The organism is Gammaproteobacteria bacterium (assembly GCA_016765075.1).
Taxonomy (GTDB): domain Bacteria; phylum Pseudomonadota; class Gammaproteobacteria.
Map to the genome: position 1 here is coordinate 1 of JAESQP010000116.1, position 14149 is coordinate 14149.

The window sequence follows — 14149 nt, forward strand, 5'->3', positions numbered from 1 at the left end:
CTCGATGGACGAGACCTTAATCCGCTGTTGCAAGATTTTGGGCTGATCATTCATCACTCTAATGACTCTGCCTCTGACAATAATACCTGGCGTGTTGCAGTCGAGCCGGGGTCAGTAGCAAGCTCTTGCAAGGAATCAAAAAAACCGGATATCGCCGGTGATAAACCAGCATTAGAATCAGCAAGGATGTTATCTAACTGGGCTGAAAAATTGTTAAGTGTGTCAAAACTCGAAAATGATGCATTATTAATTCTCACCTGGTTGACCGAAAACGCATCATAAATCCGCGAAACTGAGTCAACCGTTACACCATTACCAATCCTTATCAGGCCTGTATCATCTGATGGGCGTTCACTAAAACCAACACGCTGACGGCTAAAGCCTTCTGTATTAACGTTAGCAATATTATTACTTGTGGTCGCAAGTGCCTGCCTGTTTGCATTCAGCGCACTGGCACCAATATCGAGTAGACCTGCCATTATCTAAGTCTCGCCTCAGCGCTAGCACCAGCATTGGCAAGCAATGACTGATAAGTATCGCCAGCAATAATATTCTTTACTTTATCTGCATAATTTGGATCTGTTGCATAGCCCGCTTGCTGAATTTTTTCAGCGTACACACCGGCATCACCACCATGCTTCAATGCATCTTCGTAGCGCTGATTAGCGCTTAAAAAATTAACATAATCATTGATCGATTCGTCATAAGAGCCATACGAACGGAAGTCTTCATAGCGTGGCCGCAGGCTACCGTCAATAAACTCATACGTCTTAGCGGTAACACGCGCGCCAGACCATTGCTCATCAGCTTTAATACCAAAGAGATTATGACTACTGCGGCCTTCGCTATCATGAATAATCGATTGTCCCCAGCCTGTTTCTAAAATTGCCTGGGCAAGAATCGCATCGCGATTAACACCGAGACGTGCCGCTGCGCTATCAATAGAGGGAATCAAATCTTGAATAAATTGAGCGCGGTCTTGCTTGCTATGTTCTGCGCCAACCAAAGTGGCGGCCTCAGAGGTCGCTTTCGAACTAGAAGCAGGTGCTATACCTGAAATATTAAATGGTGCATGCAATGCTCCATCAGGATCGAGAAATTCTCTGTTGCCTTGCCCTCTCAGTTGCTCAACAATAATCTCCGCCAAGCCAATGCCACCTTGTTTTGGTAACTCGGTTGACAATTGCTGATCCAACATTTCCTGATAAAACCCGGTTTGCTGACTCGACATCAAATCGCTTTCAGACACCGCTGAGCGCATTGATTTCAACATCATGTGCAAAAACAATGCCTCAAATTGTTGCGCTACTTCGCGCAGCGTCGCATCCGATTCAGGATTCAGCTGCGCATCCTTGCGCAGCAAAGAAAGACTATTAAAATCGGTATAAATACTATTTGAGCTGATAGTAGTCATAGCTAGATAATGATTAGCTCAGCACGTAACGCCCCGGCCTGTTTAAGTGCTTCTAAAATAGCCACCAAATCACCTGGCGCAGCGCCAACCTCGTTGATGGCACGGACGATAGCTTCAAGTGAAGTGCCTGGCTCAAATAAAAATGCCCGGCCATCACCTTGGTCAACAGTAATTCCGGTATCGGCAATCACCTGCGTCTCACCTTGCGACAGCGGGCCAGGCTGACTCACTGAGGCATCTTCTGTAATGGTCACAGTGAGGCTGCCGTGAGTTATCGCTGCTGGCGCCACTCTGACATGACTGCCAATAACAATTGTGCCGGTGCGTGAATTAACAATAATTTTCGCTGCAGCCTCACCTGGTTCTACGGTTAGATTTTCTATCAACGAAACAAATGAAACACGTTGTCCAGCATCTTGCGGTGCACGAATAAATACCGATGTGGCATCAATTGGCTGTGCCACAACGATATTTAATGATTCATTGACAATTTCAGCCAAGCGTTTCGCTGTTGTAAAATCAGGTGTATGTAAATTAAGAACGATGGCGTCTTCAGTACCGAACTGAGTTGGTGCTGCACGTTCAATAATTGCACCGTTGGGTATTCTGCCAACACTCGGCACATTAATAGTGATGCTCGAACCATCAGCACCAGAAACACCCAAACCACCAACAACAAGATTGCCTTGTGCCAAAGCATAAATCTCACCATTAACACCACGCAATGGCGCTACCAACAAGCTACCACCACGCAAGCTTTTAGCATTACCAATTGAGGATGCCGTTACATCAATCGTTTGCCCCGGTTTGGCAAAGGCAGGTAATTCTGCATGCAAGGCAACTGCGGCAACATTTTTTAACTGAGGATTGACACCTGGCGGAATAGTGACACCAAATTGACGCAACATACTCAGAACACTTTGTACCGTAAACGGCGTTTGACTGGTTTGATCACCCGTTCCATCGAGCCCGACAATCAGGCCATAGCCGACTAATGGGTTATTACGAACACCGGCAATAGCTGCTAGATCCTTGATGCGTTCAGCACTTACCACTTGTACAAACGTTATGCATAGCAATGATAAAGCCAATGCAAAAATACTTTTGCTAAATCGAAAACCTTTTTTCCCCCTAAGGGAACGTTGATGCAAGCTGTTGTACATGACAAATATCCGTCGTTTTAAAGTGGCCAGTAAGGACTATTGAAGAATCGTGCCAACCACCCCATCGAATTTGAATCGGCAATCACACCACGGCCGCCATAGCTAAAATGCGCATCAGCAATCTGCGTTGATAGCACAGTATTATCACCACGAATATCTTCAGGCCGAACCAGTCCCGTGACGCGAACAAATTCATCGCCCTGATTAATAGTGATGAGTTTTTGACCACGAACGCGTAAATTTCCGTTGGGCAACACTTGTTCAACGACTACGGAAACACTGCCATCAAGACGATTACTTTGGTTAGCGCTACCAGAGCCTTCGAACTCATTCTCGGTGGCAATATTGGTTGCTAATGATCGGCTACCAAATGTAACTGCCCGACCGAGTACCGTTGGGTTGGCTATGTTAATAGTCGTCTCTTTATCAGTAACAATATCAGCCGATTTGCTGGCTGTTGTCTGTTCCACCAAAACAACCGTTAAAAGGTCACCCACCTGATTGGCTTTTTTATCTTTAAACAGTGTGATTTTATACTGTGAGCTAAAGATAGAACCATTGGTTGGCGCTGGCGGTGGCGATACGTCATATACCGGCGGTTCAAACTCGTTTTTACGCAAATTATTATTCGCACAAGCGCCCAAACCCATCATCATCACTAAAATGAATGTTGTTCGCGCTATTTTTATGATGCGATATTTACTCATACCTGCTCCCATAACTTCCGGGCTAGTGACTAAAGATTATTGCTGGCAAATTGCAACATCTGGTCAACCGTTTCGATTGTTTTAGAGTTCAACTCATAAGCACGTTGCGCTTCAATCATACTCACCAGCTCTTCAACCACGTTAACGTTAGAGCTTTCAACAGCACCTTGAATCAGGGTACCTAAACCATTCAAGCCGGGTGTGCCTGCCTGAGGCGCACCACTGGAAGCCGACTCAAGGAATAGATTGTCGCCATTAGGCTGCAAGCCCACTGGGTTAACAAAATCAACCAGTTGAATAGTGCCCACCTGTGTTGGCGCTGACTGCCCAGCAAGCTGTGCTGACACAGTACCATCGGTACCAATTGTAATACTCAACGATGCTTGTGGAATGGTGATTGCCGGTTGAATGGCAAAACCCGAGGAATTAACCAACTGTCCCTGTGCATCGATTTGCAAAGAACCATCACGGGTATACCCCAGCGTGCCATCAGGCAGCAAGGCCTGTAAAAACCCTCGCCCTTGTATCGCTACGTTTAATGGGTTATCCGTAATCGTGATATTACCTTGCGTATGTAATTTTTCTGTTGCGACAACACGTACACCGGTACCAATATTCAAACCTGATGGCAGCAACGTATCCTGTGACGATGCCGCACCTACTTGACGAACAGTTTGGTAAAGCAAGTCTTCGAATACAGCACGGTCACGTTTAAAACCCGTGGTACTAACGTTGGCCAGGTTATTAGAGATAACAGCAACACGAGTTTGCTGTGCATCCAAACCTGTTTTTGCGGCAAATAATGCAGAATTCATGGGTTTACCTCTATTTCTTCTGTCCGTTTATAGATTAGCTAATGCGCAGCAACTGTGTTGTCACTTCATCATTTTGTTGAGCGGTTTCCATTACTTTAATATGAAATTCGAATTCTCTTGCTAAGGTGATTGTATTTAATAGCGTATCAACTGCATTAACATTGCTTGATTCCAATACACCAGAAATTAAAGCCACGCTACCATCAGGTACTGCAGTATCGCCATCGGCAAGACGGAATAAACCATCTTTACCTTTCAATAAATCTGCAACTGGTGGGTTAACTAATTTGACACGATCGACTAACTGCAAGGTGTTGGCAGCCTGCCCGGTAGCTCTAATTGAAATAGTGCCATCTTTACCAATCTCTAGCTTCTCAAAAGGTGGCAGCGCAATAGGTCCACCATCGCCAAGCACGAGCAAACCGCCGCCCGTGGTCAATTGGCCTAAGCTGTTAACACGCATATCGCCAGCGCGAGTATAGGCCTCTTCACCGTTAGCACCTTCAACAGCAATCCAACCATCACCATTAATCGCAAAATCAAGCTCACGTTCGGTATAGTTAAGATGACCTTCTGAAAAATCCGAGCCATCAGAGCCCACCACAGAGTTAACACGTGTCGGCAAACCAACACCCTCGACGCTCGAACTCTGCATGGATGCGAGATCGGCACGAAAGCCAACCGTGCTTAAGTTCGCCAGGTTATTGGCATTGATCGCCTGCGCCAACATGGTTTGCTTGGCACCGCTCATCGCAACATAGAGACTATGATCCATAACTCACTACTCTTTATTAATCATTTAGGTTTAGCGAATGTTAATAATGGTTTGTACCAAGGTATCTGCGGTCGTAATAACTTCGGCATTAGCCTGGAAACTACGCTGCGCAGAGATAATACTAATTAGCTCTTCGGTGATATCAACATTAGATCCCTCTAAAGCACCAGATTGCAAAAGACCAACGCCACCAACACCCGGTGAATTACGCCGAGCATCACCTGAATCAGCGCTTTGCACCCAAGTGTTGCCACCCAGTTGGCGTAGACCTTGTGGGTTTTCAAAGTCTGTCAAAAAGATTTGTCCTAGTGGGTTAGACTGACCATTAGAGAAACGCGCCAAAATAACCCCATCATCACCAATATCAATACCACTTAGCGAACCCGGAGGAAAACCATTTTGATCAAGAGAGTTAACCGCAAAGTTAGCACCAAACTGTGTTGTTGGTGAGCCTAAGCCGGTATAATCTAGAGTTAAATTTAATGTGGCTGCACCACCGTTCACTGCAAAAGCGTTATAGGCGACCTCGCCGTTAGCAGGTGTTAAGATCGTACCGTTATTATTAAAGGTCAATGCTCCAGCTCCCACCGTAGCTTCATCCACTCTAGCACCATCGATAAAGAGATGGGTTTCCCAAGCATTGTCGCCAGTTTTACGATAATAGGTTGTCGCTAGATGTGCTCCACCTAAACTGTCAAACACCGTTAACGATGTGGTTGAATTAAAGCTAGCAGGGTTCGTTTCATCAAAGGCGGCAGTAGGCGCTATCGCAGAGGCATCAAGATTCAGTCCAAGTTCAACACGACTAGATGCGGCAGGCGATAGATTACCTGTACTATTGACTTGAAGGTCGCCCACTGTCGGCGTAATATTACCAGCTGCGTCGCCTAAATTACCTTGCAAACGCTGGCCACTACTATTAACAATAAAACCCTGCGAATCGACACTAAAAGCACCATCACGCGAATAGACATTTGCGCCATTGTCACTTAGCTGAAAAAATCCACCACCGTTAATGGCAACATCCAGGCCATTATCAGTAAAATCAATATTACCTTGGGTGAACTGCTGACTAACATTTGAAACACGCACACCGGCACCAATTGCATCCGATGGTGAACCAATATTGGATGCTGCAAAGATATCAGCAAATTCGGTACGTGATAATTTAAAACCCGTGGTATTGGCATTAGCAATGTTATTACCAATAACCTGGAGCTGTGATGAAGCGGCATTAATACCGCTAAGGGCTGTTCTAAATGGCATAGTATATTCTCCTAACTAAATATTATTAACGAATTTCCGCAACGGAAGAAAAACTGACTGGGCCAATCCCTGCGAGATTAACCTCTAAACTGCCGCCTCCATTCTGTAGTGTGACGCTGTCTACTCGTGCTGAAATCAAGGTGCTCAGCGCTTGTTCTGTTCCCCCTACATTGGCTCTAGCAACGACTCGGTAAGCACCCTGCTCTGCTGGTGTGCCTCCATTGGTCAACCCATCCCAGGCAAAATTAACATTGCCTGCACTTTGAGGGCCAAGCTGAAGGGTATTGACCAACTCACCGCCTTGGTTAAAGATATCGACGGTCACTGAATTCGCACCTTCAGCTAGTGTTGCTCGCCCTTGCAGGGTTCCATTCTCTGATAACTCAGCTGTATCACCTGGCACCAAGACCGAGCGACCGACTAATGCCGATGCCTGCAAAGCTTGGTTTGAAGTTAGTGAATTAGCTAGGCCACTAAATGAATCATTGAGACCAGAAATTCCATCAGCAATACTGAACTGCGTAATTTGGCTTAAGAATTCATTACCTTCCAGTGGCGAGGTTGGATCCTGGTTTTCCAGTTGCGCCAACATTATTCGTAAAAAATCATTCTGGCCCAGTTCTGAGGTTTCTTGTGTTCTTGGCTGAGTCGCAATGCCAAGACTTTGCAGTCTACTAATATCTAAGTCGTTCATTTTCTAACTCCTGCTACTACGTACGGTACTACGTGCCCTTGGGGTGTCATTGCCCTATGGTCAGGGTGCGTTCCAGTAACTGCTTAGTGGTATTTAATATTTCTACATTCTGCTGGTAAGAACGTGATGCAGAAATCATATTGGTCATTTCTTCAATCGCATTAACATTGGGTAAGGTGATATAGCCCTCTTCATTCGCTAATGGATGATCCGGAGCAAACTGTGTCCTAAGTGGCGCCTGGCTTTCGACAATACCCGTGACGCGTACACCTGCTGTTGCCTCATTACCAAATTCTTTAATCATGGTGGCAAAGACAGGATGACGCGCACGGTGGGTGTCCTCTGGATATTCAGCTACGGTATTGCTGTTAGCAAGGTTGCTGGCTATGGTATTCAGCCGTACTGTCTGCGCATTCATGGCAGAACCAACAACATCAAAAACTCCGAATAGTGCCATGGTTATTCTCCTGTAAGCGCTTTGCGCAGGCCTGAGAAACGTCCACTCAGGAATTGTAGACTAGCCTGATATTGCGTGGCATTACGCGCAAACTCAGCTTGCTCAACCTCAGCTTCGACGGTATTACCATCTACCGTTGGCTGAGTTGGAATGCGGTATTTAATTTCAAAATCAGCACCTGAAGTGCCTGCACTGATATGGCCAGCATGTGTAGTCTTTAAAGTCTTTGCAGTGCCTTCGGCTGAGACATTATTAAGGACGCTACGAAAATCGATATCCTTGGCTTTATAACCAGGAGTGTCCGCATTAACTAAGTTAGCAGCCAGAATCTCTAAACGCTTGCTACGCAGTGATAGCGCATCAGCATGGATTCCTAAGGCATTTTCGAAACTGATTTTCATCTTAATTAAACTCTTTGTACCCCGAGGGCACGTAGTACCCCGAGACTCTGCCCCCGCGAAAGCGTGGGAGCACGTAGTGATTCGTTTGATGAGCTTAATGCAGCCTCTGTGCCAAGTATGGTTTTGTCAGTGGGAGTCTGCATTACAGCGTAATTTCTCATGGAATTGCAACGAAACAGCCTGACGATGAGGCAATGCAATGCCGTTAAAGCGGCAAGTGAAACGTATTTAAGCTGACAACCACGCTACCATGTTCCCGCGAACGGTCTTGAGGTGCAGGAGGCGTTCTCAATTACCATTCGTGGCGAGATTCTGGTCCTTTTTCGCACTGGCGATGTTATACCCCAAGGATTCTGCTCAATATCCCCTTTAGGGGTACACTTCCTGGGGACTATTGGTGCCAGCATAAAAAATGCCTCAGAATCACGCTCACTCAGGTAATTGAGAGCGCCCCTAAGGAAAATTACCTAGCAACTTAGACATAGCTACAATAAATATATCTCTTCAGGTTTTAAGCTTGATATTCACTATTCGGCATATTTATTGCTTTATCTTTTACATTTAAATCAGTCAACACACGATGAAACAAACAACTAACAGTCTTTATACCCAAGTATCAGCATTACTCATCATGCTGAGCATGCCCTATCTCGCTCACTCATCTGAACAATTACAAGAGGCACAAGGAGTACAAAGCCATGCGTCAATTGAAAAAGCTGTGTTTCAGCATATCAATGAACAGCTTAGTAGCGATGGCTTGGATATTGAAATTGAACTCAATCGAGTTGATAAACGCCTACGGCTTCAGCAATGCGACCAACCCTTAGCAACAACGGTACGCGGCATAGGTGAATTACGCGGCCGCATTGCTATCGCAGTTAAATGTAGTAGCCCAAAACCATGGAAGTTCTATCTCGGTGCAACGGTGCGTCAATTTGGCAAAATTGTCGTCGCTAAACAGGGTATACCACGTGGTACCGTACTATCACATAGCGATATCCACTTAAAATACACAGAATTAACACAACTACGGCAAGGGTATTATCAGCATATTGATGATATCGTCGGTATGGTTACTAAACGGACTCTCAGCGGCGGAAAACCGATAGGCCCACATACTGTCAATCGTAGACAACTGGTCAATCGTGGTGATAAGGTCACCATACGCGCGGTACTTGCAGGGATTGAAGTACGAATGGTTGGTGAAGCGCTAGCCAATGGTGCAAACGGAGAGCGCATATCCGTGAAAAATTTAAGTTCAGACCGTATAATCAAAGCAGTCGTCACGTCGCAGGGGGTTGTTAGCGTGAGGCTGTAATGAATTAAAGCTTAGATGAATGCAGCCGTTAAAATGGCTGAAAACCTCGCGAAACTATACGGGGCTATAGCAGGAGCTAAATGTGACAATTGAAATTACCAGGAACAGCGCGAGTGTACTCAGTGACGCAAGAAGTACCGTTGCCGGTACAGCAAGGCTTGGCTCAAGCGTGGTTCAATCATCACCTCAAGACGTTGTTAGCATTACTGATACCGCTGTTAAACCCAGGCAAATTGAAGAGCAGCTAAGAACAGTACCCGTCGTTGATAACCAAAAAGTTTCTGAGTTGCGTAGTGCATTAAACAGCGGCAATTTTGAGATCAACGCAGAACGTGTTGCCGATAAAATCATTGGCTTTGAACTGGACACAGAATAGTCTCCCAACACATATTAAGCTACATATAAAGCCATGCAAATAGAATTTCTTAATCAACTCAGCGCAGAGATAACGTTAGCCAAAACTATGGCTAAAATTCTTAGTGATGAACGCAATGCGTTGGCTAATTCTGACGCAGCACAGATGGATAAAACTAGCCAAGAAAAACGCTCTTTACTTGCCGATCTAGAAGCACATGCTCGCAAGCGACTACAACTCGTTACCAACATGGGTTATCAAAAAAAACTGGGGACGGTACGCCATTTTTTGTCTCAAAAAGACCCATCCCAAGCTTTATTACAAAGCTGGGATAGCCTTAATCGACAATTACAATTATGCAGTGATCAAAACCAAATTAACGGCCGTATCATAAGTCTAAGCCAAAGAAAAACTGAAATGACATTAAACGTATTGCGTGGCCAATTACCACAAAGTAATAGTGCTTACAATCATTTCGGTAAAATGACACATCATTCACATGGTGTTTGTCTTAGTAGTGCCTAGAACAAACGAGGGATTTTTAACGAGTAATCCTCAATAAGGGGGATCGACATGGATAACAACTCATCGGGTATAGATAACAACACACCGGGTCACACAAAGGACATTGTTGAGCAGGAACGGATCATACAATTACTTGAAACTGCCCATCAATGTGTCGCCAATCTACGTCTACATATAGATGACTCTACAACCACCTATTTTAGTTCCATCATTGATATCGACCTAAAAGAAAAAATAATGTTACTCGAATTACTACGCCCGGGTAGTGGCAACGCATTACTTAATAATTCAGAACAAGTAAATATCGAAGCATTTTTAAAAACCTCAAAGCTAAATTGGCATTCACGAGTTTTTAAAGATGACTACACCTGTATCCCTGATTCCTTTCAGGTTAGTATGCCGACTCATATCCTCTACACGCAACAACGACTAGCTCACAGAATAATACCTCAGGACAATATTGAAGTTGTCTTATCGCATCCAGAGATGAAATCCATTCATGGTGAAATAGTAAATATTTCAGTAGATGGGATTGCTGTAAAGATTCCCGGGAACCATATAGAAAACATTAATCCCGGAACATTTTATCAAGATTGTCTTATGCATTTACCAAAACATGATGTATTGTGCGCAATTGAGGCGAAACATCGAGATAACAAAACAGGAATTTTTGGCGCAAGTTTTTGCGGCCTTTCAAGGTTACAGCAACATACTATCACGCAGTTTATTATCGAAACAGATCGCGTATCTCAGCGTAAATCATCAAAGAAAAGTCGCTTAGGGCATCCGTCGTAGATAAATATTCTATCGGAGCTTAGCGTGAAACGTTACAATACCCGAGCAGAATCTAGTGTCTCGGTAGCTCAGCTGGATAGAGCATTCGCCTCCTAAGCGAAGGGTCGGAGGTTCAAATCCTCTCCGGGACACCATTTTAAAACTTTCAACTTCTTATACTTCCCTTACATATCATGAGAGCTTTTAGTTGCCAGCCACCGATTGGTGATGTTTCGCACTTATTAAGATTAGGTGATCGCGCAACTTATGTACCAGAACAAGATAATGCCGCCAAATAACGGCGAAAATTTATGCCCAGCTCAGGATGCTTCAACGCATACTCTACCGTTGCTTCCAGATAACCCTGCTTACTACCACAATCAAAACGTTTGCCATCAAACTGGTAAGCTAACACAGGCTCCTCTAATAACAATCTAGCTATGGCATCAGTTAATTGATATTCACCACCCGCGCCACGACCTGTCGTTTCAAGGATATGAAAAATTTGCGGGCTAAGGATATATCTGCCTACTACCGCCAAATTTGAAGGCGCATCATTCGGATTCGGTTTCTCAACAATCTCCTGTACCGAGCTCACCACGGACACTTCATCTTCAACTGCCACAATCCCATATTTATCCGTATCACTATGAGCAACTTTCTCAACACCTAAAATGCTCGAACGCTTAGTCTCATAAAGCTCCGCCATCTGTTTAAGACAACTCACATTACCGCCATCAATCAAGTCATCAGCTAAAATAACAGCAAATGGCGCATTACCTACCACTCTCTTAGCACAGAGTACCGCATGCCCCAAGCCTAGTGCCTCAGGTTGGCGCACATAGATACATGACACGCCATCGGGCACAATGCTACGTACCACCTTAAGTAGTTCATGCTTGCCTTTTTTTTCAAGCTCTGACTCAAGCTCATAGTTTTTATCGAAATGATCTTCGATCGCACGCTTACTGCTACTGGTAACAAAAATTAATTCAGTGATGCCTGCTTCAACCGCTTCTTCGACTGCATACTGAATCAAGGGTTTATCTACAATTGGTAGCATTTCTTTTGGGGTTGCTTTCGTCACAGGCAAAAAGCGTGTGCCCATACCAGCGACAGGAAATACTGCCTTGGTTAATAATTGCTTCATTTCGCCACCACTGGTAACGGTATCACATTCGATTCCGAACTCCTGTCGAGCTGCACCTTGTGTTGCGGAATCAAACTCCATAGCAGCTCACTGACGCGTGCATTATCATAGGCATCACATGCATTCTGAAATTCTCTGATTAGGTTATCGATATTATCAAGCCCCTTAGTAGGAGCCTGTACTAATTTTATTTTGTCATAGCTAGTTGCGACTAATGGCTCATCATCGTAAAACAACTCTTCATACAACTTTTCACCAGGGCGCAAACCAGTAAAGACTATATCGACATCCTCACCCGGAACCTTACCCGCTAATCGAATCATTTGCTCAGCAAGATAAGAAATTTTCACTGGCTCACCCATATCAAGCACAAATATCTCGCCACCTTTGCCTACCGCGCCTGCCTCCATTACCAACTGACAAGCCTCAGGGATTGTCATAAAGAATCGCGTAATATCTGGATGCGTCACCGTAAGCGGCCCACCCTTAATAATTTGTTGACGAAACAGTGGCACCACACTGCCAGCCGAATCCAGAACATTGCCAAATCTGACTGTGATAAACCGTGTCTTCGATTTTGCATTCAGCGTTTGGCAAGCCATTTCTGCCATACGTTTAGTGGCACCCATAATATTAGAGGGGTTCACTGCTTTATCCGTAGAAACCATGACAAATTTATGACAGCCATGCCTAACAGCACTTTTAGCTAAGGTATACGTCCCTAAGACGTTATTCTTAACTGCTTCACGTGATTGATCTTGCAACATCGGCACATGTTTATAGGCTGCCGCGTGAAATACAATCTCAGGCAACTCAATAGAAAAAATATGATCAATAGCCACTTCATCTGTGACACTGGTGAGATAAAAACCAAGATTGACGTTAGGGAAAGCCTCCCTAAGCTCTTTTTCAATGGAATATAAAGCATATTCAGAATGGTCAACCAGCAATAATTTTTCTGGTGAGAGACGTGCTATCTGTCGACATAACTCAGAACCGATCGATCCGCCCGCGCCACTTACCATCACGATAGACCCAGAGATTTCTTGATTTATCCTGGACCAATCAAGCTTGACTTGTTCTCTACCTAATAGATCATCAATCGACACTTCCCGCAGTGACTGCACAGATACTCGCCCTGAAACCAAGTCCGTGTACTTTGGTAGCGTCCGAAATGGAACGCCTGCTTCTTCACAATGATCGACAATGCGCCGCATCTGCGCAGAATTAGCCGAAGGTATCGCTAATAACACGACCTCCGCTGCAGTATCTTTAATCGCGTTAGGTAAATTATCCACATTGCCCACCACGCGAATACCGTGTATCTCTTTTCCTTGCTTACTTAACGAATCATCAACAAATGCAACAGGGGAATATTCCTTGGCCGGATCCAACATAAGATCGCGTGCCAATATTTCGCCTGCTCGCCCAGCACCAATAATTAAGGCTGGCTTACCCTGTACTATTTTCAACTTATGGTCTTTAAACCAACGATAAATAAACCGTGGGCCACCAACAAGAATCACCAAAAAGATTGCGTAAAGCGGTAAAACGCTGCGCGGTAATCCTTCCATTCGCGTCCATAAAAATAGTGAAATTGCAATGAACCCTGCCCCAAGCGCTACTGCCTTAGCGATCCTGATCAAATCAGGAATTGAAGCAAACCGCCAAACTCCTCGATATAAACCGAAATACCAAAACATAGTCACTTGAATCGCAATAACAATAGGTAGGTATGTGAACATACCTGCCATATAACTATCCGGTATAACTGACAAATTAAAACGAAACCAATATGCAGTAGCCCATGCTAACGGGATCATAAGAGCATCATGGCTAAAGGCAAAATAACGAAGCTGTGTTCGAAAAAACCTAGGCATTTTTATCATTCATGTGTTCGTGGCAACCATCCTAACGAAAATATCATATTCATACTATATGCAAGCTGAATTTCATCAGCCCCAAGCAAGCACCCTGCTTAATTAATATGCTTGAATTCTAGTATCTGTAAAAATTTTACGCTCTCTCTCAGTTTATAATTATTTTTATATTCTACCTACCAACTCAATCGCCTCAGTATACCTCTTACGAGGGGCACATCAGTTCAAAATATTCTTCCAATAACGAATAAGCATAATCCGTTTTATTCGAGACCACTGAAACAGACGAGCAAACAACTTCAGCCATGAATTAAAATTTCATGCCTAAGGGGTCTCTGATCAAATCTGAGCAAAATACCCCAAGAGCCTGCCCCCGCGGCACGCAGAAGATTAGACGCATGTCAACGCGCCCTTGGGATGAAAGCCTGAGTAGTTTGAGCTGCAATCCAGTCAGC

Annotated in this window: 16 protein-coding genes and 1 tRNA gene; 5 read left to right on the forward strand and 12 right to left on the reverse strand. The window is 44.5% G+C overall.

What is annotated here, in order from left to right; translation table 11 throughout:
- Positions 1-53: 53 nt before the first annotated feature.
- The 10 genes from JKY90_06900 to flgB are packed head-to-tail and all read right to left on the reverse strand — an operon-like array spanning position 54 to position 7692.
- Entirely contained in the window at positions 54-479 is a 426-nt protein-coding gene (locus tag JKY90_06900) for a hypothetical protein (protein ID MBL4851992.1), read from the reverse strand.
- Positions 479-1414: a flagellar assembly peptidoglycan hydrolase FlgJ gene (gene flgJ, locus JKY90_06905; protein ID MBL4851993.1), complete on the reverse strand. Its 936-nt coding sequence runs from the start codon at positions 1412-1414 to the stop codon at positions 479-481. The genes JKY90_06900 and flgJ overlap by 1 nt, the downstream gene beginning before the upstream one ends.
- Before the next feature lie 2 nt (positions 1415-1416).
- The gene (locus JKY90_06910) at positions 1417-2577 is read right to left on the reverse strand and encodes a flagellar basal body P-ring protein FlgI (protein ID MBL4851994.1); all 1161 of its coding nucleotides are present in this window, start codon (positions 2575-2577) and stop codon (positions 1417-1419) included.
- A gap of 17 nt (positions 2578-2594) precedes the next feature.
- Positions 2595-3284, reverse strand: a complete 690-nt coding sequence (gene flgH, locus JKY90_06915; protein ID MBL4851995.1) for a flagellar basal body L-ring protein FlgH — start codon at positions 3282-3284, stop codon at positions 2595-2597.
- Between the two features lie 29 nt (positions 3285-3313).
- Positions 3314-4099 carry a flagellar basal-body rod protein FlgG gene (gene flgG / locus JKY90_06920; GenBank protein ID MBL4851996.1) on the reverse strand — a complete coding sequence of 262 codons (786 nt, stop codon included), beginning with the start codon at positions 4097-4099 and terminating at the stop codon, positions 3314-3316.
- Positions 4100-4133: 34 nt separating this feature from the next.
- Positions 4134-4874 carry a flagellar basal body rod protein FlgF gene (locus JKY90_06925; GenBank protein ID MBL4851997.1) on the reverse strand — a complete coding sequence of 247 codons (741 nt, stop codon included), beginning with the start codon at positions 4872-4874 and terminating at the stop codon, positions 4134-4136.
- A 30-nt stretch (positions 4875-4904) separates the two neighbouring features.
- The gene (flgE, locus tag JKY90_06930; GenBank protein ID MBL4851998.1) at positions 4905-6140 is read right to left on the reverse strand and encodes a flagellar hook protein FlgE; all 1236 of its coding nucleotides are present in this window, start codon (positions 6138-6140) and stop codon (positions 4905-4907) included.
- 25 nt (positions 6141-6165) lie between these two features.
- Positions 6166-6834, reverse strand: coding sequence for a flagellar hook assembly protein FlgD (locus JKY90_06935; GenBank protein ID MBL4851999.1), 669 nt, complete (start codon positions 6832-6834; stop codon positions 6166-6168).
- A 46-nt stretch (positions 6835-6880) separates the two neighbouring features.
- Positions 6881-7291: a flagellar basal body rod protein FlgC gene (flgC, locus tag JKY90_06940; protein ID MBL4852000.1), complete on the reverse strand. Its 411-nt coding sequence runs from the start codon at positions 7289-7291 to the stop codon at positions 6881-6883.
- A gap of 2 nt (positions 7292-7293) precedes the next feature.
- Positions 7294-7692 carry a flagellar basal body rod protein FlgB gene (gene flgB / locus JKY90_06945; GenBank protein ID MBL4852001.1) on the reverse strand — a complete coding sequence of 133 codons (399 nt, stop codon included), beginning with the start codon at positions 7690-7692 and terminating at the stop codon, positions 7294-7296.
- Between the two features lie 580 nt (positions 7693-8272).
- On the opposite strand from flgB, the gene flgA reads away from it, so the two are divergent.
- The 5 genes from flgA to JKY90_06970 all read left to right on the forward strand — a co-directional run bounded on the left by flgA (position 8273) and on the right by JKY90_06970 (position 10819).
- On the forward strand, positions 8273-9010 hold the full coding sequence (gene flgA / locus JKY90_06950) for a flagellar basal body P-ring formation protein FlgA (GenBank protein MBL4852002.1): 738 nt from the start codon (positions 8273-8275) through the stop codon (positions 9008-9010).
- Positions 9011-9092: 82 nt separating this feature from the next.
- The gene (gene flgM / locus JKY90_06955; GenBank protein ID MBL4852003.1) at positions 9093-9386 is read left to right on the forward strand and encodes a flagellar biosynthesis anti-sigma factor FlgM; all 294 of its coding nucleotides are present in this window, start codon (positions 9093-9095) and stop codon (positions 9384-9386) included.
- A 33-nt stretch (positions 9387-9419) separates the two neighbouring features.
- Positions 9420-9890, forward strand: a complete 471-nt coding sequence (locus JKY90_06960; GenBank protein ID MBL4852004.1) for a flagellar protein FlgN — start codon at positions 9420-9422, stop codon at positions 9888-9890.
- A gap of 48 nt (positions 9891-9938) precedes the next feature.
- Positions 9939-10685 (forward strand): flagellar brake protein, encoded by a 747-nt coding sequence (locus JKY90_06965; protein ID MBL4852005.1) that lies wholly within the window; start codon positions 9939-9941, stop codon positions 10683-10685.
- A gap of 57 nt (positions 10686-10742) precedes the next feature.
- Positions 10743-10819: transfer RNA gene (locus JKY90_06970), tRNA-Arg, on the forward strand.
- 110 nt (positions 10820-10929) lie between these two features.
- Here the strand turns inward: JKY90_06970 and galU are convergent.
- Both galU and JKY90_06980 read right to left on the reverse strand, forming a co-directional pair.
- Positions 10930-11814, reverse strand: coding sequence for a UTP--glucose-1-phosphate uridylyltransferase GalU (gene galU, locus JKY90_06975; protein MBL4852006.1), 885 nt, complete (start codon positions 11812-11814; stop codon positions 10930-10932).
- Positions 11811-13694 carry a polysaccharide biosynthesis protein gene (locus JKY90_06980; GenBank protein ID MBL4852007.1) on the reverse strand — a complete coding sequence of 628 codons (1884 nt, stop codon included), beginning with the start codon at positions 13692-13694 and terminating at the stop codon, positions 11811-11813. The genes galU and JKY90_06980 overlap by 4 nt, the downstream gene beginning before the upstream one ends.
- Positions 13695-14149: the final 455 nt, after the last annotated feature.